At 66.3% G+C, this 20,660-nt stretch carries 20 protein-coding genes and 1 pseudogene; 9 read left to right on the top strand and 12 right to left on the bottom strand.

The genetic code is table 11. The annotated features are described in order from the left end of the window. Nucleotides 1-58: 58 nt before the first annotated feature. The 5 genes from trpD to AB4Y98_RS12775 all read right to left on the bottom strand — a co-directional run bounded on the left by trpD (nt 59) and on the right by AB4Y98_RS12775 (nt 6,577). A complete protein-coding gene (trpD, locus tag AB4Y98_RS12795; RefSeq protein WP_089237368.1) occupies nt 59-1,090 on the bottom strand; it encodes an anthranilate phosphoribosyltransferase in 1,032 nt (343 codons plus the stop codon). 16 nt (nt 1,091-1,106) lie between these two features. Then, nucleotides 1,107-1,694: an anthranilate synthase component II gene (locus AB4Y98_RS12790; protein ID WP_025874614.1), complete on the bottom strand. Its 588-nt coding sequence runs from the start codon at nt 1,692-1,694 to the stop codon at nt 1,107-1,109. A 2-nt stretch (nt 1,695-1,696) separates the two neighbouring features. Beyond that, nucleotides 1,697-2,476, bottom strand: a complete 780-nt coding sequence (locus tag AB4Y98_RS12785) for an SIMPL domain-containing protein (RefSeq protein WP_046983685.1) — start codon at nt 2,474-2,476, stop codon at nt 1,697-1,699. Nucleotides 2,477-2,543: 67 nt separating this feature from the next. Beyond that, on the bottom strand, nt 2,544-4,019 hold the full coding sequence (gene trpE / locus AB4Y98_RS12780) for an anthranilate synthase component I (RefSeq protein ID WP_442244469.1): 1,476 nt from the start codon (nt 4,017-4,019) through the stop codon (nt 2,544-2,546). Between the two features lie 176 nt (nt 4,020-4,195). After that, complete coding sequence (locus AB4Y98_RS12775; protein WP_046983683.1) at nt 4,196-6,577, bottom strand: XVIPCD domain-containing protein; 2,382 nt, start codon at nt 6,575-6,577, stop codon at nt 4,196-4,198. On the opposite strand from AB4Y98_RS12775, the gene AB4Y98_RS12770 reads away from it, so the two are divergent. Further along, nucleotides 6,515-7,540 carry an ankyrin repeat domain-containing protein gene (locus AB4Y98_RS12770; protein ID WP_442244468.1) on the top strand — a complete coding sequence of 342 codons (1,026 nt, stop codon included), beginning with the start codon at nt 6,515-6,517 and terminating at the stop codon, nt 7,538-7,540. The genes AB4Y98_RS12775 and AB4Y98_RS12770 overlap by 63 nt on opposite strands. 8 nt (nt 7,541-7,548) lie before the next feature. Here AB4Y98_RS12770 and yegS read toward each other — a convergent pair whose 3' ends face one another. The 5 genes from yegS to AB4Y98_RS12745 all read right to left on the bottom strand — a co-directional run bounded on the left by yegS (nt 7,549) and on the right by AB4Y98_RS12745 (nt 10,909). Next, nucleotides 7,549-8,481 (bottom strand): lipid kinase YegS, encoded by a 933-nt coding sequence (gene yegS, locus AB4Y98_RS12765; RefSeq protein WP_442244467.1) that lies wholly within the window; start codon nt 8,479-8,481, stop codon nt 7,549-7,551. A gap of 257 nt (nt 8,482-8,738) precedes the next feature. After that, nucleotides 8,739-9,326, bottom strand: coding sequence for a hypothetical protein (locus AB4Y98_RS12760; RefSeq protein WP_442244466.1), 588 nt, complete (start codon nt 9,324-9,326; stop codon nt 8,739-8,741). Nucleotides 9,327-9,352: 26 nt separating this feature from the next. After that, nucleotides 9,353-9,832, bottom strand: coding sequence for a GNAT family N-acetyltransferase (locus AB4Y98_RS12755; protein WP_223497320.1), 480 nt, complete (start codon nt 9,830-9,832; stop codon nt 9,353-9,355). A 12-nt stretch (nt 9,833-9,844) separates the two neighbouring features. Beyond that, complete coding sequence (gene rpe, locus AB4Y98_RS12750; RefSeq protein ID WP_046983681.1) at nt 9,845-10,522, bottom strand: ribulose-phosphate 3-epimerase; 678 nt, start codon at nt 10,520-10,522, stop codon at nt 9,845-9,847. Nucleotides 10,523-10,579: 57 nt separating this feature from the next. After that, nucleotides 10,580-10,909, bottom strand: a complete 330-nt coding sequence (locus tag AB4Y98_RS12745; protein WP_025874605.1) for a J domain-containing protein — start codon at nt 10,907-10,909, stop codon at nt 10,580-10,582. A gap of 144 nt (nt 10,910-11,053) precedes the next feature. On the opposite strand from AB4Y98_RS12745, the pseudogene AB4Y98_RS12740 reads away from it, so the two are divergent. The 8 genes and pseudogenes from AB4Y98_RS12740 to AB4Y98_RS12705 form a co-directional block, all read left to right on the top strand. Beyond that, nucleotides 11,054-11,956, top strand: a pseudogene (locus AB4Y98_RS12740) (phosphoribosylaminoimidazolesuccinocarboxamide synthase); the annotation flags it as partial. Nucleotides 11,957-12,078: 122 nt separating this feature from the next. Further along, entirely contained in the window at nt 12,079-12,564 is a 486-nt protein-coding gene (locus AB4Y98_RS12735) for an Mpo1 family 2-hydroxy fatty acid dioxygenase (RefSeq protein WP_442244465.1), read from the top strand. 332 nt (nt 12,565-12,896) lie between these two features. After that, nucleotides 12,897-15,725 (top strand): monovalent cation/H+ antiporter subunit A, encoded by a 2,829-nt coding sequence (locus AB4Y98_RS12730; RefSeq protein ID WP_442244464.1) that lies wholly within the window; start codon nt 12,897-12,899, stop codon nt 15,723-15,725. Further along, entirely contained in the window at nt 15,725-16,102 is a 378-nt protein-coding gene (locus tag AB4Y98_RS12725; protein WP_025874601.1) for a Na+/H+ antiporter subunit C, read from the top strand. The genes AB4Y98_RS12730 and AB4Y98_RS12725 overlap by 1 nt, the downstream gene beginning before the upstream one ends. After that, entirely contained in the window at nt 16,099-17,634 is a 1,536-nt protein-coding gene (locus AB4Y98_RS12720; RefSeq protein ID WP_025874600.1) for a monovalent cation/H+ antiporter subunit D, read from the top strand. The genes AB4Y98_RS12725 and AB4Y98_RS12720 overlap by 4 nt, the downstream gene beginning before the upstream one ends. Further along, nucleotides 17,631-18,137, top strand: coding sequence for a Na+/H+ antiporter subunit E (locus AB4Y98_RS12715; RefSeq protein WP_134833195.1), 507 nt, complete (start codon nt 17,631-17,633; stop codon nt 18,135-18,137). Before AB4Y98_RS12720 ends, AB4Y98_RS12715 begins: the two co-directional genes overlap by 4 nt. Continuing rightward, on the top strand, nt 18,134-18,418 hold the full coding sequence (locus tag AB4Y98_RS12710) for a K+/H+ antiporter subunit F (RefSeq protein ID WP_025874598.1): 285 nt from the start codon (nt 18,134-18,136) through the stop codon (nt 18,416-18,418). The genes AB4Y98_RS12715 and AB4Y98_RS12710 overlap by 4 nt, the downstream gene beginning before the upstream one ends. Next, entirely contained in the window at nt 18,415-18,801 is a 387-nt protein-coding gene (locus tag AB4Y98_RS12705) for a Na+/H+ antiporter subunit G (RefSeq protein WP_025874597.1), read from the top strand. Before AB4Y98_RS12710 ends, AB4Y98_RS12705 begins: the two co-directional genes overlap by 4 nt. A 108-nt stretch (nt 18,802-18,909) precedes the next feature. Here AB4Y98_RS12705 and AB4Y98_RS12700 read toward each other — a convergent pair whose 3' ends face one another. After that, entirely contained in the window at nt 18,910-19,869 is a 960-nt protein-coding gene (locus AB4Y98_RS12700) for a sodium:calcium antiporter (protein WP_394123073.1), read from the bottom strand. A gap of 73 nt (nt 19,870-19,942) precedes the next feature. Beyond that, the gene (locus tag AB4Y98_RS12695) at nt 19,943-20,587 is read right to left on the bottom strand and encodes a hypothetical protein (protein WP_223496932.1); all 645 of its coding nucleotides are present in this window, start codon (nt 20,585-20,587) and stop codon (nt 19,943-19,945) included. Between the last annotated feature and the right edge of the window lie 73 nt (nt 20,588-20,660).

The following is a 20,660-nucleotide window of genomic DNA, read 5'->3' as shown; positions in this document are numbered from 1 at the left end:
CTGGGGCGGTGAGGACGACCATTATCGGCCATCGGGTGGGTCAGGCTGAACCGCGCGCTCAGGCAACCAGCGCGCGGGTGGTATCGACATACTGCTGCAGGCGGGCACGGGCGCTGCCATCGGCGATGACCGCGCGGGCGCGGGCCAGGCCGTCGCCGATATCGCTGGCCACCCCGGCCACATACAACGCTGCGCCCGCATTCAGGGCGACGATATCCAGCGCTGGGCCCGGCTCGTTGTCGAGCACGGCGCGCAGCATGGCAATGGATTGCTCCGGGCCGTCCACGCGCAGGTTGCGGCTGGCCGACATGGCGATGCCGAAGTCCTCCGGATGGATCTCGTACTCGCGCACCTTGCCGTCGCGCAGCTCACCCACCAGGGTGCCCGCGCCCAACGAGATCTCGTCCATGTTGTCGCGGCCCCACACCACCATCGCGCGCTCGGCGCCCAGTTCGCGCAGCACGCGCGCCTGGATGCCCACCAGATCGGGATGGAAGACGCCCATCAGCACCGACGGCGCATTGGCCGGGTTGGTCAGCGGACCGAGGATGTTGAAGATGGTGCGCACCCCCATCTCGCGACGGACCGGCGCCACTACTTTCATCGACGGGTGGTGGATTGGCGCGAACATGAAACCGATGCCGGTCTGTTCGATGGCCGCCGCCACCTGCGCCGGCTGCAGCTCGATCGCTGCGCCCAATGCCTCGACCGCATCAGCGCTGCCGGACTTGGACGACACGCTGCGGTTGCCATGCTTGGCCACGCGCGCGCCGGCGGCAGCAGCAACGAACATCGCGCAGGTTGAGATGTTGAACGTATGCGAGCCATCGCCACCGGTGCCGACGATGTCGACCAGGTGGGTTGTATCGGCAACCGGCACGGCCAGCGCGAATTCGCGCATCACCGTCGCCGCGGCGGCGATCTCGTCGATGGTTTCCTTCTTCACGCGCAGGCCGGTGAGGATAGCGGCGGTCATCATCGGCGAGACATCGCCGCGCATGATCTGCCGCATCAGGTCGACCATTTCGTCGAAGAAGATCTCGCGGTGTTCGATGGTGCGTTGCAGGGCTTCCTGGGGGGAGAAGCTCATCGGAATACTCCTTGGATCAGGCAGCCGGGCGCTGCAGGAAATTGCGCAGCAGCGCGTGACCATGCTCGGTGAGGATCGATTCGGGATGGAACTGTACGCCCTCCACCGGGAACTGGCGGTGGCGCAGGCCCATGATCTCTTCGATCGAGCCATCCTCGTTTTCGGTCCATGCGGTCACTTCCAGCGCGTCGGGCAGGCTGTTCTTGTCCACCACCAGCGAGTGGTAGCGGGTGGCCTGGTAACCGTCCGGCAGGCCGGCGAACACGCCCTTGCCTTCATGGCGGATCGGCGAGGTCTTGCCGTGCATGATGTTGCCGGCGCGGATGACCGTGCCGCCGTAGACCTGGCCGATGCCTTGGTGGCCCAGGCACACGCCGAGGATCGGCGTGGTCGGGCCCAGGCGCCGGATCAGCTCCAGCGACACGCCCGCTTCGTTGGGCGTGCACGGGCCGGGTGAGATGACGATGCGTTCGGGCTTCTGCGCGGCGATCTCGTCCACGCTCATCGCATCGTTGCGCACCACCTTCACTTCGGCCCCCAGCGTCTGCAGGTACTGCACGAGGTTGTAGGTGAAGCTGTCGTAGTTGTCGATCATCCACAACATGGTCAGGTTCCGTCGCTTATCAGGAAAATGGCGTATACGTTTTCGGTGTAGGTGATGGGGCCGGCTTCGATGGATTCGCGTTCAGCGGGCGCCGGCGCCGAGGCCGGTGCGTAGCTGCCGGTCACCGAGATCCTGTCGAGATACTCACCATCCTCGCCCGGCTGCGGCCATTGCCCGGCCTGGATGCCATAGGCAAAGTTCGGCGCCACATCGGAGATGCTGTACAGGCCGCGCACTTTTGTTCCATAGGCCTTGGCAAGTCCCTGCGCGGACTCGCGGGTCTTGGCCGCGGCCTCGCCCTTGAGCTCGCGGCGCAGCGCGACTTCACCGGAGTAGGTCGGGGCAACGCTGCTGACCTGCACGTTCTCATTGGCCTTCAGCGCGCCCAGCACGTCCTGCATCTGCTTCACGCTGGCGAAGCTGGCGCGCAACTGGCGCGACACCTGGGTACCCATGAAGACCTGCCGGCTCTGCTCATAGCGGGTTGCCGGACCGATCCGCAGGTTGTCCGCACGTACGCTGCCTTCCACCGCCTTGTACTGCTTGAACAGCGCCAGCACGCGGGCAACGTTGTCCTGCACGCGGCGGCGCGCCGCATCCGCGTCCATGTCGGTCTCTTCGATGTTCAACTGCAGGCCGAACCGATCCGGCATCACCACGCGACGCGCCTCGCCCTTCACCAGCAGGTGCGGCTGCGAGGGAATGGTATTGGCCTGCGCCCACGCAGACGGGGCCATCGTGGCCAGCAGTGACGACCACAGCAATGCGCTCAGCAGCTTCATGCGGTACTCCTTGTCTTGAATGGGAACAGCGGAAGGTGCCGCGGCGTCGGCCACGGCACGGCAGAACTCACAGACCCTTGGCGGCCTGGGCGACGGCGCGGAACAGGGCACGGCCCTTGTTCATCGTCTCGTCCCATTCCTTGTCCGGGTCCGAGTCGTAGACGATGCCTGCGCCGGCCTGCACGTACAGGCGGCCGTCCTTGATCACCGCAGTGCGGATCGCGATCGCGGTATCGGCATCGCCGTGCCAGCCGATGTAGCCGATGCTGCCGGCGTAGACATTGCGCTTGATCGGTTCCAGCTCGCGGATCACTTCCAGCGCGCGGATCTTCGGCGCACCGCTGACCGTACCGGCCGGGAAGGTGGCGCGCAGCACGTCGGCATAGCTCAAGCCCGGCTGCAGCTGCCCGGTCACTTCGCTGACGATGTGCATGACGTGGCTGTAGCGTTCGATCACGAACTGCTCGCCCACTTCCACGGTGCCGGCCTTCGAAACACGACCGGCGTCGTTGCGGCCCAGGTCGATCAGCATCAGGTGCTCGGCGCGTTCCTTCGGATCGGCCAGCAGCTCGACTTCCAGCGCCTGGTCCAGCTCCGGCGTGGCACCACGCGGGCGGGTGCCGGCGATCGGGCGCACGGTCACTTCTCCGTCCTGCAGGCGCACCAGGATTTCCGGCGACGAGCCGACCACCTGCAGGTCGCCGACATCGAGGAAATACATGTACGGCGACGGGTTCAGTGCCCGCAGCGCGCGGTACACATCCACCGGCCGCGCCTTGAACGGCACGCTCAAGCGCTGGCTGAGCACCACCTGGAAGATGTCGCCGGCACGGATGTACTCCTTGCTGCGCTGGACCGCATCGACGAAGCCTTCGCGGGTGAAACCGGAGACGAAATCGGACTCGTCCAGCACGTCGCTGGTGAGTGGTGCCGGATAGCCGGCACCCGGCGCGCGCAGCTTGGCCGCCAATGCGTCCAGGCGCGCCTGCGCCTGCTCGAAAGCGCCCGCTTGGCGCGGGTCGGCGTGCACGATCAGGTACAGCCGGCCCTTCAGGTTGTCGAACACCGCCAGCTCATCGGAGTGCAGCAGCAGGATGTCCGGAGTGCCCAGTTCGTCGCGGCCGGCCGGCGATGCCAGGCGCGGCTCGATGTAGCCGATGCACTCGAACCCGAACCAGCCGACCAGGCCACCGGTGAAGCCCGGCAGGCCTTCCAGCTTCGGCACCGAGTGGGCACTGCGCAGCGCCTCGACCTCGGCAAACGGATCGGCCACCTCGCGGGTTTCCACCACCTGGCCGTCCTCGCGCACCGTCAGGGTGTGGCCGTGGAAGGCGTACACGCGACGTGCCGGCAGGCCGATGATCGAGTAACGACCAAAGCGCTCGCCGCCTTCGACGGATTCAAACAGGTAGGTATTGGGGCCGTCGGCGAGCTTCAGATAGACCGAAAGCGGCGTGTCCAGGTCGGACAGCACTTCGCGGACAACGGGAATATGGGTGTGGCCTTCAGCGGCCTGCTGCAGAAACTGAGCGTGCGAGTTCAAGACGACTTTCCTTCCGGGACACAGCGTTATGGGGACGGACGACGGCAACAGGCCACCATCGCCACCAACGGCGTGCGGAAGAAAGGGTATGCGGGGTCGTCAGGCTGGACACCCAATGACTGTATCGCAGCTTTGGCCGCAGGGAAACCCTTTGGCGACGGGCGGTTTGCGCCGCCCTAGCCCATCCGCCGTGCCTGTTCCTGGGTCTCCTGCACCTGCTGCTGGGCCAGCGATACCCCCTGCGCCTGCTCGCGACTGGCGTTGATCGCGTCAACCTGGGCCGTGCTCGCGCTCAGGGGCTGGGCCATGCCCGCTGCCACATCGACGTGGGCATGGCGGCGGTGCGCGGCGTTCAGGTCCGGCGTATCCACCGCGAAGGCACGGCTGTGATCCTCGCTGAGCACCACGTGGGAAATGGACTCCAGCCCTTCGCGCTTGGCCTGCACGGCCAGTGCGCCGGCGAGCTGGTCGCTCTGCAGGTCAGGCACCCGGTTGTGGGCGCGGTCCAGGGCGTGGACCCCGGTCTGTGCGCCATTGAACAACCGGTAGTCGGTGTGGCCAGGGTCATTGATGCCGTGCCCGCGCGCAGCGGGCTCTGCTGCCACGCTGGCGCGGCGGCCATCCTCGGGATGCTGTATGCGCTGGTGCTGCTCGACCAGCTTGCGGGCGACGGCTTCCTGCTTGATCAGTTCCGAGTCCAGGCTGGGAATGACAGTCTCGGCCATGCCATGGCGGGCAGTTGCCTCGCCAAACGCTGGACCGATGTCACGGATCAGTCGCGCGGACTGAGCGAGATTGGAGAGCTTCACCGCATCCAATGGCAGGACACCGGTGGGTACATGCGTTGCTGCCGCAGTGCCCACCCCCACACTGATGCCCCCGACCGTCGCCATGGCAGCTGGCGCTTGGGCGGTAACGCCCTTTACCTTCGATGCCACCAGGTCATAGCCGCGGTCCACATGGGCGCCGGCGGTGGCAAAACCGTTCTGCAGCTTGCCGGCCACCCACTGCCCGTCATTGCCGATGGCCGTGGCCGTCCGCTCGCCAAAGGCACGCGTCCCCTCGGCATCCGCATGTGCTTGCCGCGATGCGAGCACCGCACGCTGCTCGCCCGTAGTACGTGCCCTTTCGGCCTCTTTGGCCAACCTGTCGGACGCGTCATCCAAACCAATCCGACCGGCTACCCACGACAGTGCGGACATGCCATGGGAACTGGCCTGCGACTGCGCGCGGTGCAGGGTTGCCTCTATGCCTCCGGTCAGCTCGCGCCCGGAGGCGATCACGGTGGTGGTCGCCCGGGTACCCACTTGGAGCGTGGTCGATCCCATGTTCACGACCTGGCCAATGGCCATGCCCTGGGTCCTGAGGATCTGCTCTGCGCCATCGCCGACCCTGTCCAGCACATGCGCGCCAGTCGCACCCGCGCGTTCAACCTGCTCACCGATCACACGCCCACCGCGCATGCCGTAACCAGTGGCGTGCAGCACCGTGGACAGCGGTCCAGCCAGCTCTGCAACCTGGCTTGGCGCCGCTACCTGCGAACGATTGACGATATTGCCCTGTGCGTCGCGTGCCTTGGCCTCGAGCAGCAGTTCGGCACGGCCAGCGGCAACCGGGATATTGCGCAGGGCTTCCTGCCCCGGCTGGGTCGCCAGTTGTTCGATGAACTGCGCTGCGGACGTCTGCGCACCCGGTGGCATCATCTCGCGCAGTTTGTCGCCCACCAGCTTCTGCATGGCGGGCTCCTTCAGCAACATGCCCATTTCATTGGCAAGCACGCCATAGCCGCGACGCTGCTGCTCGCTCAGGCGCTGCATGCCGTTCTGCACGTCATTCAGCACCTCGCCGGTGGTCTGGTAGGTGTGCACGCTTTGTTGCGGGTTGAAGGTGGGCAGACCATTTTCCTTCGCGAAACGAGCCGCCGTTTCCGGATGCAGGCCTGCCGCATTGAAGGTGGTAGCCCGTGCGCCGGTGACGGCCGACGCGGCGGAAGCCATGCCGCCACCGAGGGAGTGACCGGCGATTTCGAAGTTATTGCCAATGCGATCATTCAGCTGCGTGGCAAGTGACATGGCGCGATCGTAGTAGTCGCTTCGCATCCCAATGCCTTGCTGCCCATTGTTCAGAAAATCCTCGCCGCCCGACTCACGCCATCCATTCGGTGCAAGAGGATCGGCGATCTTACCGGTAGAGCCTTTGTAGACCACCACCGGCTTTGCGTCTGCACCGAAAAGCGCTTTGTCGGGAACATATATTTCCGCACGGAATCCAGACTGCGGCGGTTGCAGAAGCTCACGCAACTCTTCGTCAGACATGTTGATGCCTGCAGCGCGCAGTGCATCCGGATCGGAGCTGCCGCGCGTCCATCCCACGGGAGGCGCACCTTCGTGCTTGGCTGATTGATAGACATCAGCTGCGAGACCAGACATTTCACGCGCGTGATAGGTCTCCTGAAGACGATCAGCTTCCCTGTCATTGCCGCTTTCCCGCAGCTGTTGAACGAGAAGATTCTGCTGCTGGAGGGCGCGCGCACGCGCCTCGATGTCGGTTCCATTCATGGCAAACTCCATTGCGCCGGGCACGGGCTTGGGCACGCGATGCTTATCGATTATCAGAACTTTTTGCTAATGTCACGTTTCAGCCCAATCATCAGGATGATAATGCCCATTCACTTTCACAAATGTGTGCAGAAAGCCCTCATCTCCGCGGCTTGTCTCACACTTTTGTTGATCAGCGGCTGCGCGGCATCATCGAGTCATGGAGCAGACAACTACTTTGAAGGGAGGGCTCTGCAGCTTGCCATCGCCACGGAAAGCGGCGATTCAAAGGCCATTCGCCGCCTCATCGGTGAAGAGGGTGTCGATCCGGACAAGACGTTCTCGCGTGAAGACGGGATTCCCATGGTCGCCTGGCCTCTACGCACAGGCAGTCTGGACGGCCTCCGCGCACTTCTTGAAAACGGGGCAGATCCAAATGCCCGCGCTTACAAGGTCGTGGATGGCCGCAGACTTGGCTACAACAACGCCATGGTCTACGCCGCAAAGCTGGACGACGCGCGCTACCTGCAGTTGCTGCTCAAGTACGGCGGCGATCCCAACACGCGGAATTCGGCAGGCGAAACGTTGCTGTTTCAAGCCTTCATCGCAGGCAATCAGTGGGAGAACGTGAAACTTCTGATTGAGAATGGAGCGAACATCAATGAATCCAATCGCGGCACCGCCGACACAGTCCTCAGCTGGTACACCACCCGGGGTGGATTCGAGCATGCCTATTGGCTGCTGGAGCACGGGGCCGACCCTACGGTGATGCTGAAATCATCCATCGGCGCTCCCGACAGAATGCTGATCGCCGAGCACATCTTCTGGGGCATCACTACACCCGATCTTCTGCCATGGCAGAAGAAGTGCCAGCAGTGGCTTGTCGCCCGGGGCATCCCTCGTCCCCCGATGCCAAAAGGCATCCGCGACAAGCGTGAAGCCTTCGGCTTCCCCACAAAGGAAGAAGACATTCCGCTGCTCTGATTCCTGTCTCAGCTGCCGGAAAGCAGCACGCAGTCATCCGGCAGATGCATGCGAACCCTGCCCGCCACGCATTCGATGCGGAAGAGGCGTGCCTGCACCGGTTCGCCGTCCAGGTTCAACGTCAACGGTTGCGTTGCGTCGATCTGCAGCCACGGCAGCTGCGCGCGCGTGGCGACACGTTCAAGCGCCGCCTCCTTGCCGCCGGTCAGCATCTGTCCAAGGGTGGCTGCGACTTCACCCTCCAGTTCCGGCACCACGGTGACGTCCAGCAGGCCGTCATCGATCAGTGCCTGCGGGCACAGCTGCTGGCCGCCACCGGCCTGACGGCCGTTGCCGATGCCCAGTGCGATGAACCCGCCTTCCCACTGGAAGTCCGGCCCGCTCAGGCGTGCGGTGATCGGTTCGATGCGGCCGAGCTTGGCGATGCCGGTGATGACATAGGCCAGGCCGCCGAGCATCTTCTTCAACCCCGCATCGGTTTCCACCGTGACCTGGGTGCCGAAGCCACCGCTGGCGAGGTTGGCGCACCACCATGGCTTGCCGTCGGCATCGACGCGCAGCAGATCCATCGGGCGTGGGTGGCCGCCGGCAATCAGCGCGAAGGCCTCCTGCGGCTCCACCGGAATGCCAGCAGCGGTGGCGAAATCGTTGGCGGTGCCCATCGGCACCAGCGCCAGCGAAGGCAGCGCCTCAGCCGGCTCGTCGCGATGCGCCAGCGTCTCGGCGACCGCGCTCAGCGTTCCGTCGCCACCGGCCGCCACGATCACGTCCACGCCGTGGTCGATGGCCTCGGCGACATAGCGCTCGGCATCACCATCTTCCCAGGTCACCCGCACTTCCAGCTGCACGCCGCGTTCGCGCCAGTGGCCCACGGCCTCGCGCAGGTCATCGTTGCCTGCGGACTTGCCGTTGAGGATCAGGCGCCAGCGCGGTGTGCTCATGCGGTGCTTCCAGGGAAGGGCGGCACAGGCTAGCAACCGCGCGTTCGGGGCCAGTGAAAGGAAGAGGCCACCGTTCAGGTCAGGGCGCTGGGCTCGCCCGCGCAGCATGTCATGCAGGTGTCATCGGCCACCCGGAGAATGGAAGGCCATAGCAGGGACGACGGATGGAGGCAGGATCAGCCTCCCACGCATGCAGCAAGGCCACGCCAGTGTTTGGCGTGGCTTTTTTTACCCATCGCGCGGGTGTAGAGGCCGGTTCACAGGTAAGCCTCGATGGGACCGTGCAGGAGGCAGCTGTCGAAGGCATCGATGCTGCACAACATCGCTTCATCAATTGCGTACTCCTGCAACAGAAGGTCGAGCGCCGGAATTCCGGTCACGAACCTGCGTTCCACCCGCGTCTGCGCGTCCTGCATGGCGTAGTCGTAGTCGAAGCCATAGGCGGTCTCGGTGAAGCGTGCGGCATGGGTGATCAAGCGCAGCTCGTAGGTGTCTTGTTCGCCAGGAATGACATGGGCGAAGCAGCGCAACCCGGCGCCCACCGAAGCCAGCTCCGCTGCCAGCGCCCATCCCTTTTCAAGCGCCGAAAATGGCCGCGGCGGCGGCGATGGGTGGCGGCGACGCCAAAGCATCATGGCGCGTTCCACGTCATGGCCAGCGGCCTGCAGCTCGATGGCGGCCTCGGCGGCACCCAACCCTGTGCGGTGCCCGTAATCGGCCACGAGCTGATCAACCACCAAGGCGTGCGCCTGTGACAGGTCACCGCCGGCAGCCTCCAGCGCCTGCCTGCAGACAGCAATCGAAGCCGGCAGCCGCTGTCGGAGTGCGGCAATGGCGTATTTCATCGGCACACCAGTCACCAGGATACGGCCTACCCGGCGAATGCTTTCAGCGCCTCACCTTCCAACCGGTACACCGTCCACTCGTCCTGCGGTCTGGCGCCGGCTGCGGTGTAGAACTCGATGGCCGGCGTGTTCCAGTCCAGCACCGACCACTCGAAGCGACCACAACCTTCAGCTACCGCCTGGCGGGCGATGTACTTCAGCAGCGCTTTTCCCGCGCCGGAGCCACGTTTTTCCGGGCTCACGTACAGGTCTTCCAGGTAGATGCCCTTGCGCCCCAGCCAGGTGGAATAGTTGTAGAAATACACCGCGTAGCCGATGGCTTCGCCGTTCGCCTCGCAGACCAGCGCGCGGGCGGTGGCGTCGGCGCCGAACAGGCTTTCGGCGATGCCGATCTCATCGGTCTGCACCGACTGCTCGGCCTTCTCGTAGATCGCCAGTTCGCGGATGAACCGAAGGATCAGGCCAGCATCGGCGACGGTGGCCGGACGGATGTTCAACACGGCCACCGTGCTCATGGCTCAGCCCCGCGCTGCAGCGACGTTGGCGCGCATCTGCGCGATCACGTCCTGGTAGCTGGTCTTGGCGTTGAAGATGGCCGAGCCGGCGACGAACGTGTCGGCGCCAGCGGCGGCGATCTCGCCGATGTTGTCGGCCTTCACGCCACCGTCGATCTCCAGGCGGATGTCACGGCCGCTGGCATCGATCTTCTGGCGCACCACGCGCAGCTTGTCCAAGGCCGACGGAATGAAGGCCTGGCCGCCGAAGCCCGGGTTGACCGACATCAGCAGCACCAGGTCGAGGTCGTCCAGCACCCAGTCGAGGATGTCCACCGGGGTGGCCGGGTTGAGCACGATGCCCGGCTTGCAGCCCAGCGAGCGGATCAGCTGGATGGTGCGATGGACGTGGCGCGAGGCTTCCGGGTGGAAGCTGATGTAGGTAGCACCGGCCTCGGCGAAGTCCGGGATGATGCGGTCCACCGGCTCGACCATCAGGTGCACGTCGATCGGCGCGGTGACGCCGTGCTTGCGCAGGGCTTGGCAGACCATCGGGCCGATGGTCAGGTTGGGCACGTAGTGGTTGTCCATCACATCGAAATGGACCCAGTCGGCACCCGCGGCCAGGACGTTGTCGACTTCCTCGCCCAGGCGGGCGAAGTTGGCCGAGAGGATGGAAGGAGCGATGAGGCAGTTGGACATGGCCGGGGCCTTCGGAACGGGGAAAGGGGTCTCCCGCCCGCAGGCGGGGCAATGGGGTCAGCGCTTGCGCAGGGTCTTGATGCGGTCGTAGGCGGCGTTGATGCGCCGCGACTTCTGCTCGGCCTGCTGCTGCAGCTCGGGGGCAGCGCCGCCCAGCTTGTCGGGGTGGTACTGGGAGATCAGCTTGCGGTAGGCGCGCTCAACCTCGGCATCCGTGGCCTCGGAGGTCAGCCCCAGCTCGCGGTACGGGTTCTCCTTGTTCAGGCGGAACCAGTCGCTGTCGAAGGCATGCCCCAGCAACAGGCCGACCACCGCGCCGAACAGCGGATTGGGCCGGAACAGCAGGGCGCCGGCGATGAATCCGAGCAGTTTTCCGTACCAGCGCATGGCGCTCCGGGGTCGGCCGACGAAATGGACGCTCATTTTACGTCACAGCGGGCCCGGACCGCTTTACACTAGGCCGCCCGCTGACCAGTTGCGGGCCCGCCGGGTCCGTTGGGCAGCCGTATCGACGAAGCCCCAGGAGTGCCCGTGCCAACCACGCTGTTGCAATCCGATCTCCCCGGCCTGCCCTTGCGCCACCGCGGCAAGGTGCGTGATGTGTTCGATATCCCGCGCGAGCGGCTGCCGGCCGGTACCCCACCGGGGGACTACCTCTTGATGGTCGCCACCGATCGCCTGTCGGCGTTCGACGTGGTCCTGCCCGACCCGATCCCGGGCAAGGGCGAGATGCTCTGCCAGGTGTCCAACTTCTGGTTCGCCAAGACCGCGCACCTGATGCCCAACCACCTGACCGGCATCGATGTGGCCAGCGTGCTGCCCGAGGGCGTGGACGCGGCCCTGTACGCCAAGCGCGCGGTGGTCACCCGCAAGCTGAAGCCGGTACCGGTGGAAGCGATTGCCCGTGGCTACCTGATCGGCAGCGGCTGGAAGGACTACCAGCGCACCGGCAAGGTCAGCGGCATCGAGCTGCCCGACGGCCTGCGCCAGGCCGAGCAGCTGCCCGAGCCGATCTTCACCCCCTCGACCAAGGCCGCCGTTGGTGACCATGACGAGAACATCGACTTCGACGCGATGGTGAAGACGGTCGGTGCGGAAATGGCCGAGCGGGTGCGCGACGCGACGCTGCGCATCTACAAGTTCGCGGCCGATTACGCACGCGAGCGCGGCATCATCCTGGCCGACACCAAGTTCGAGTTCGGCACCGACGCCGACGGTCGCCTGTACATCATGGACGAGATGCTGACGCCGGATTCCTCGCGCTACTGGCCTGCCGACGAGTACGAAGTGGGCACCAGCCCGCCGAGCTACGACAAGCAGTTCGTGCGTGACTACCTGGAGACGCTGGACTGGGGCAAGACCGCCCCGGGCCCGAGCATCCCGGCCGAGATCATCGAGCGCACCCGCGCCAAGTACGCCGAGGCGCTGGGCCGGGGGCGTTCTGAATGCGGTAGTGCCGGCCGCTGGCCGGCAACCTCGCGAACTCGGCTATGCTGGGTTGCCGGCCAGCGGCCGGCACTACCGTTGTCCGACGTTGTCCGAGGAAGCGACGCAGCATGCAGACCACCACCCAGCTTGCGCGGCCGATCGACCGCTACTTCGCCAGCTATTCCGACGACCATCGCAACGTCATCAACCAGCGCATCCACGTGGTGGCGGTGCCGGCGATCCTGTGGTCGGTGGTGGCCCTGCTGTGGTGCGTGCCGCCGCTGATCACCTGGTTCCAGTACGGCATCTGGTCGGCGTTTGCGATGTTCAGCGCGTGGTGCTTCTACAACAAGCTGTCGCGTCCGCTGGGCATCGGCATGCTCATCCAGTTCTTCGTGTTCGGCTGCCTGTGCCGGCTGCTGGAAGCGGAAATCGGCCTGCACAACCTGCGCTCGCTGGCCATCGGCGTATTCGTCGTCGCCTGGATCGCGCAGTTCATCGGCCACAAGTTCGAAGGCCGCAAGCCCAGCTTCCTGACCGACCTGACCTACCTGCTGATCGGCCCGGCGTGGGTGATGGCCAAGGCCTATCGCAAGCTCGACTGGCGCTACTGACCTGCGTCGCCGCGTCGACGCCTTTGTTTCCTGAACGGGCAGGTGCCGTCACCCACACTGCACGGCGCGCCTGCCAGCCTGCCACGGTGACCTCCTCTCCTTGTCCCGCCCGGCGGCGGCGGTCCCTGTGCGACAGGGGCTGCGCTGTCCCTGCGTGGGCGTAGGGTGGACCTGCCAACCGGGTCCTGATGGGTCATCCGCGCGGCATGCTGCACCGCAGAAAAAATGAATCAGCGCACGTTACATGCAATTGATCGCTGTTCAATGGGTTTCGGCGACATTTGGCAGCCTGTTATGCTCCCTGACCTGCTCGTGAATCATGGATTCCCTGCATGCTCCCCAGCCTGCCCCTGCTGCTGGCCCTGCCGTTCCTGATGGCAGTGGCTGTCGCAGCCTTCCCCCGTAGTTCGCGCTCGACTGCTGCCTGGCTGGCGGCGCTGGCGCCGTTGGGCGGGCTGGCGATCCTCGCCTGGCTGACCCCATCGGTGCTCGATGGCCAGGTGGTGCGCACGATGGTGCCGTGGCTGCCGCAGATCGGCCTGGACTTCACCCTGCGCCTGGATGGGCTGGCCTGGATGTTCGCCGGACTGGTGCTGGGCATCGGCGCACTGGTGGTGCTGTATGCGCGCTACTACCTCAGCAGCCAGGACAACGCGCACCGCTTCTATACCTACCTGTTGCTGTTCATGGGCGCCATGCTGGGCATGGTGCTGTCTGGCAACCTGTTGCTGCTGATGGTTTTCTGGGAAATGACCAGCATCAGCTCGTTCCTGCTGATCGGTTTCTGGTCGCACCGCCAGGACGCGCGCGAGGGCGCGCGGATGGCGCTGGTGATCACCGGTGGCGGCGGCCTGGCGCTGCTGGCCGGCGTGCTGCTGATCGGCCGCATCGTCGGCAGCTTCGACCTGGACGTGGTGCTGGCCGCCGGCGAGCAGATCCGCGCCAGCGCGCTGTACCCCTATGCCCTGTTCCTGGTGCTGGCGGGCATCTTCACCAAGAGCGCGCAGTTCCCGTTCCACTTCTGGCTGCCGCACGCGATGGCCGCGCCTACCCCGGTGTCGGCCTACCTGCACTCGGCCACCATGGTGAAGGCCGGTGTGTTCCTGCTGGCGCGCCTGCACCCGGCATTGGCCGGCAGCGATCTGTTCTTCTACACGGTCAGCGGCATCGGTGCGATCACCCTGCTGATCGGTGCCTGGAACGCGATCTTCCAGCATGACCTGAAGGGCCTGCTGGCCTATTCGACGATCTCGCACCTGGGCCTGATCACCCTGCTGTTCGGCCTGTCCACGCCGATGGCGGTTGTCGCCGGCGTGTTCCACATCATCAACCACGCCACCTTCAAGGCCTCGCTGTTCATGGCCGCCGGCATCATCGACCACGAGACCGGCACCCGTGACATGCGCAAGCTGGGTGGCCTGCGCAGGCTGATGCCGTTCACCAGCGCGCTGGCGATCATCGCCTCGCTGGCGATGGCCGGCATCCCGCTGCTCAATGGCTTCCTGTCCAAGGAAATGCTGTTCGCCGAAGCGCTCTCGGCGGGCGGCACCGACACCATGCGCACGGCGGTGTCGATCGCCGCGCTGCTGGCCGGTGTGTTCGGCGTGGCCTACAGCCTGCGCTTCGTGCACGACACGTTCTTCGGCAAGGGCCCGCATGGCCTGGACCGCGTGCCGCACGAGCCGCCGCGCTGGATGAAGGTACCGGTGGAAATCCTGGTGGTGATCTGCGTGGCGGTGGGTATCGCCCCGGCCGTGACCGTGGCCCCGGTATTGCACGCGGCAGCCGCCTCGATCCTCGGCAGCGCGATGCCCGAGTACAACCTGTCGATCTGGCATGGCTTCAACCTGCCGCTGGCGATGAGCGCCGCTGGCGTGGTCGGTGGCGTGGCCCTCTACTTCGGCCTGCGCAAGCTGATCGATCTGCACGCGGTAACCAACACCACGCCGGGACGCAACGTCTTTCACCACCAGCTGGACCTGCTGTCGGCCAGTGCGCAGCGGTTGACCGCCGGCATCGCCAACGGCAGCCTGCAGCGCATGCTGCTGGGCCTGGTGCTGGTGGCTATCGTGGTCGCCGCCGCGCCCTACATCGCCAACCCGGCCTCGCCGGAATGGACCAGACCGCAGCCGATACCGCTGCTGGGCTGGGCGTTGTGGCTGGTGATGATGTCCTGCGCGGTGGCGACCCTGCGCATGTACAAGCAGCGCCTGCTGGCCGTGCTGCTGGTCGGCGGCGTCGGCCTGATGGTGGCGCTGACCTTCGTGTTCCTGTCCGCACCGGACCTGGCGCTGACCCAGCTGCTGGTGGAGATGGTGACCCTGGTGCTGATGCTGCTGGGCATGAACTACCTGCCGGCACAGTCCGGTCCGGAGCGGCCGCGCTGGCGCAAGCGCCGTGATGCGCTGATCGCGATCGTGGCCGGTGCCGGCCTGGGCGCGCTGGCCTACAGCGCGATGACCCTGCCGCCGAACACCATGGCCGGCGAGCTGCTTGCCCGCGCCCTGCCCGAGGCATACGGCCAGAACGTGGTCAACGTGATCCTGGTCGACTTCCGCGGCTTCGATACCTTCGGCGAGATCACCGTGTTCGGCATTGCCGCACTGGTCGTGCATGCGCTGCTGCGTCGCACGCGGATGGCGCCGGAGCAGATCATGCCCGGTCCGCCGATCAAGCTGCCGGTGCCGGCCGATCTGGCCCAGATCATGTTCCCGCTGACCCTGACGGTCTCCATCTTCCTGTTCCTGCGCGGCCACAACGCGCCGGGCGGCGGCTTCATCGCCGGCCTGGTGCTGGCGGTGCCGCTGCTGATCCAGTACGTGATCCAGGGCACCGCCTCGGTGGAGTCACGCTTCGGCTTCGACTACATCCGCTGCATCGGTACCGGCCTGCTGATCGCCATCCTCAGTGGCGCCGCGTCGATGCTGTTCGGCGTGCCGTTCCTGACCAGCGGCCACCTGGACCTGCACCTGCCGTTGATCGGCGATGTACCGCTGGCCAGCGCGATTGGTTTTGATATCGGCGTGTACCTGGTGGTGTTCGGTGGCGCGATGCTGATGCTGTCGATGATGGCCACCGTCAAACCCTCGCGGACGCGCACCGCGCGCAAGGGCGAGATCGACCTGCAACGCCGCTCGGCACGTACCGGGGAGATGCACTGATGGAACTGGCCCTGGCCTCTGCAATCGGCGTGCTGACCGCCATCGGCATCTACCTGCTGCTGCGCGCGCGCAGCTTCGATGTGATCCTCGGCATGACCTTCCTGTCCTACGCCACCAACCTGCTGATCTTTGCCGGCGGCCGCGTGGTGCAGGGCAAGGCGCCGGTGCTGCAGGAAGGCGTGGAGAGCCACCTGGGCAACTACACCGATCCGCTGCCACAGGCGCTGGTGCTGACCGCCATCGTCATTGCCTTTGCGATGACCGCCGTCAGCATCGTGCTGGCCATGCGCAGCCGCAGCGACAACCACAGTGACCACGTGGACGCGCACGAGCCGGACGACGATGCACCGCCGCGCCGGGGCGAGGACCGCGCATGAATCATCTGGTGATCCTGCCGATCCTGGTACCGCTGCTCGGCGCTGCGCTGTCGCTGTTCGTTGAACACCGCCGCTATGGGCCGAAGGTGCAGCGCGCCGTGGCGTGGACCGCGCTGGGCGCGCTGGCGGTGGTGGTCGGCCTGTTGTTCGCCGACACCGCAGGCGGCGACATCCGCGTGTACCTGCTGGGTGACTGGCCGTCACGCCTGGGCATCGCACTGGTGGCCGACCGGCTGTCGGCGTGGATGCTGCTGACCACCCTGCTGCTGGCCATCCCCTGCCTGCTGCATGCGTGTTCCGGTTGGGACCGGCGCGCACCGCACTTCCATGCGCTGTTCCAGTTCCAGCTGGTCGGCCTCAACGGCGCCTTCCTGACCGGCGACATCTTCAACCTGTTCGTGTTCTTCGAGGTGATGCTGATCGCCTCTTACGGCCTGCTGCTCAGTGGCGGCCGTGGCCTGCGCATGCGCATCGGCCTGCACTACGTGGTGTTCAACGTCACCGCCTCGACCCTGTTCCTGATCGCACTGGGCCTGCTGTACGCCTCGCTGGGTTCATTGAACATGGCCGAGCTGTCGCAGCGCATCGCCGAAGTGCCGCCTGCGCAGCTGACCCTGGTGAAGGCGACGATGGGCCTGTTGCTGCTGGTGTTCTGTGCCAAGGCCGCGCTGATGCCGCTGTACCTGTGGCTGCCCGAATCGTATGCGCGTGCACCGGCTGCGGTGGCGGCACTGTTTGCGATCATGACCAAGGTGGGCCTGTATGCCGTGCTGCGCATCCAGATGTTGTGGTTCGGCGAGGATGCGGGGGCGATGGCCGGCTATGGCCGCGACTGGCTGCTGTGGGCCGGCGTAGCGACGCTGGTGCTGGGCGGCCTGGGCGCGTTGGCCGCCGCGCGCCTGCGCGTGCTGATTTCGTACCTGGTGATCGTCTCGGCGGCCACGTTGTTCATCGCCTTCTCGGTGGGTACGCCTGAGGTGCTGTCGGCCGGCCTGTACTACCTGCCGCACAGCAGCTTCGTCGCCGCCGCACTGTTCCTGGTCGCCGACCTGATCCGACGCCGCCGTGGCGGCGCCAGCGACCGCAAGGAAGTGATCGCACCGATGCCCGGCAAGGAGACCCCTGCCGTGCTGTTCCTGATTGCGGCGGTGTCGGTGGCCGGCCTGCCGCCGCTGTCCGGCTTCCTGGCAAAGGCCGCGCTGTTGGCCGGCATGCCCGCCCAGTACACCGGCGCGGTGTGGACCGCGGTGCTGGTCAGCAGCCTGCTGGTCATCATGGGCCTGACCCGCGGCGGCATCCGCCTGTTCTGGCGCGTGCCGCTGCCCGATCCCGATGCACCGCCACCGCGCAAGGCGCCGCTGCGTCGTGTGGAGCTGTTTGCCGCCTGCATCCTGCTGGCCTACGGCATCGGCATGACATTGTTCGCTGCCCCGCTGATGCAGCACACCGACGCCATCGCCACCCAGCTGCTGCAGCCGGGCGACTACGTGCAGCAGTTGCGCGCGACCACGCCGGAGATCCGCCAGCCATGACCGCCAAGCGTTCCCCGATCCGCCGCCTGCTGCCTTCGCCCGCGCTGAGCGTGATGGTGGTGGTGTTCTGGCTGTTGATGTCCGACAGCTTCACGCTCGGCCAGTTCCTGCTGGGCGTGCTGCTGGGGGTGGTGATTCCGCTGTTCGCTGCGCGCCTGGACCGCGAGTTCGCCCGCATCGGCACCCTGCGGCCGCTGCCGAAGCTGCTGTTCGTGACCCTGTGGGACATCCTGATGTCCAACATCCGCGTGGCCATCCAGGTACTGGGCCCGGAAAAGAACATCCACCCCGGTTTCATCTGGCTGCCGCTGGACATCGCCAACATCCACGGCATCGCCGCGCTGACCAGCATGATCACCCTGACCCCCGGCACGGTGTCGGCCGCCCTCAGCGACGACCGCAAATTCCTGCTGGTGCACGTGCTGCACCTGGAAGACCCGCAGGAGCTGATCGACACGATCAAGCGCCGTTATGAAGCCCCGTTGATGGAGATCTTCCCATGACTGGATTCCAGATCATCCAGACCACCCTGGTGGTGTGCATGCACGTGGTCGGCCTGGCCATGCTGCTGGCCACCTGGCGCCTGCTGCGCGGGCCGACCGTGCCCGACCGCATCCTTGCACTGGATACGCTGTCGGTGACCGCCATCGCCGAGCTGATGCTGTTCGGCATGTACCTCAATTCGGCGATCTACTTCGAGGCGGCACTGATCATCGCCATGCTCGGCTTCGGCAGCACCGTGGTGCTGAGCAAGTTCGTGCTGCGCCGGGACATCGTCGAATGATCACCTTCATCCAGATCGCGCTGTCGATCCTGCTTCTGTTCGGTTGCTTCTTCATCCTGGTCGGCGCACTGGGCCTGGTGAAGCTGTCCACCTTCTTCAAGCGCCTGCACGCGCCGACCAAGGCCAGCACGCTGGGCGTGGGCTGCGTGCTGGTGTGCTCGGTGTGCTACCACATCTTCCTGGGCCAGGACCCGCAGCCGCGCGAGCTGCTGATCACCGTGTTCCTGTTCATCACCGCACCGATCAGCGCGCACCTGATGGCCAAGGCCGCACTGTCGCTGCTGATGGAAACGCGCCCCAGCCTGCCGGGCAACGAGCGTGCCGAAGACGAGCAGCTGCCGCCGCCGGAACCGGAGCGGGAAGAGGAAACCACCGCGCGTTGACGGTGGGTGCCGACCGTTGGTCGGCACGACCCCGGATAACCGCCAGTAGAGCCAGGCCATGCCTGGCTGCGAGTTCGCCGAGGTTGCCGGCCAGCGGCCGGCACTACCTCAGACCGGTGTGACCAGCGCGATTTCCAGCCCCAGCCAGGCCACGAACGCGCCCAGCAGTACCGCACCTTCGATGCGGCTGATGCGCAGGTCGCCGCGCAACATCGGGTACAGCACCAGTGCGAAGGCCAGCAGCGCCGGCAGTTCCAGGCGCACGAACGAGGCCGGCAATGCCAGCGGCTGCAGCAGCCCCATCGCACCGATCACCAGCATCAGGTTGACCACGCTGGAGCCGAGCACGTGGCCCAGCACCATGTCGCCGTGACCACGGCGTGCTGCCGCGACCGCGGCCGCCACCTCCGGCAACGCAGTGCCGATCGCCACCGGCAGCAGACCCACCAGCAGCGGCGTCCAGCCCAGCGCGGCGCCGAAATCAGCGGCGGCACCGACCACCAGGCGCGCGCCCCAATACAACGCCAGTGCGGCAACCAGCAGGCGCAGCACGTTCAACGGCAGGCTGGTGCGGCTCAGGGCCGACTCGGCAATGATCGCCTGTACCTCGGCGCTCTCATGGCGCCCGCGTCGCAACAGCAGGAACTGCACCACCACGAACCCTGCCACCAGCACGCCGGCCTCCCAGCGCAGCAGCCGGCCATCGAGTCCGAACACGATCAGCAGCAGGCCCGCGGCCAGCAGCCCCCACCACAGCACGGCCTGCAGGCGCGCGCGCAGCAGCAACGGCGCCACCATCGCGGCCACCGCCAGGGTCAGGCCGAGGTTGACCACGCTGCTGCCGACGGCATTGCCCAAGGCCAGCTCCGGCTGGCCCACCACCAGCGCGCGGGCGTTGACCGCCAGCTCCGGAAGCGAGGTGGTGATGCCCAGCAACAGCAGGCCTGCGGTGAATGCACTGGCGCCGAAACGCTGCGCCAGGCCGGACACGGCTTTGACGATGGAGTCCCCACCCAGGGCCAGCAATAGCAGGCCGAGCAGGAACCAGGCAATGGCAATAGCGATCATCGGGCGCTCCCCAGCGGTCGTGGCGCGATTCTACGCTCGGCCCACCCACGGCGGGTGAGCCGAGGATGGCCGATCAGCCGCAGCCTTCGGCGTAGTCCACCTGCGGGGTCCTGCCGACCCGCCAGGCGCCGACCTTGCCGTCAGCGCCGAGTGCAAAGTCGATGATCGCCGCTCCCTCCTGCGCCGGGCGCACGCGCAGGTGCTGGGCCTTGTCGTCGTACTTGTCCGGGCCGACGTCGGCGCGCTCGGGATAGAGCACCTGCAGCTCACCCAGGGTCATGCCGACCCGGCCGCCGCCGGGCGCGACGATCGCCTGGCTGCGAACGTCGTAGCGGACCAGCTTGCGCGCCTCGAACATCAGACGCGGGTCTTCGGCCCCCTGCGGGCGCAGGAAGTAGCAGCCTTCATTGGCATCGTCGGCAGGCAGCGGCTTGCCAGCGGCATCGGTACCCAGACCCTGCAAGGGGGTGCCGAAGCCACTGCGGACCTCGGCGATGCCCGCGCCCAGCGTGGCGCCGCCGAAGCCATCCAGGCGTGCCGGGCTGTCGCTGCGCGGATCCACCGGCGAAGCGGTGGCCAGATCGGCGTCGGCGGGGACGGAGGCATCCTTCGCCGGTGCGGTGGCGGCGGGCGGCGCTGCCGGTGCGGCGGTGTCGGGACTACGGTTGCAGGCGGCCAACGACAACAGCAGCAGGCCGGCCATCGGGAGATGCTTCATCGGTGCGGATCCTTGGCACAGGGTGGGTGCACGCTACCGCAGCCGGCGTGCAGGCGCTGCATTGTCATCGCGG

It is taken from the genome of Stenotrophomonas sp. 2YAF26 (genome assembly GCF_052114625.1).
GTDB lineage: Bacteria > Pseudomonadota > Gammaproteobacteria > Xanthomonadales > Xanthomonadaceae > Stenotrophomonas > Stenotrophomonas indicatrix.
Note: the sequence above shows the minus strand (reverse complement) of the source record. Positions and strands in the feature narration are given on the sequence as shown.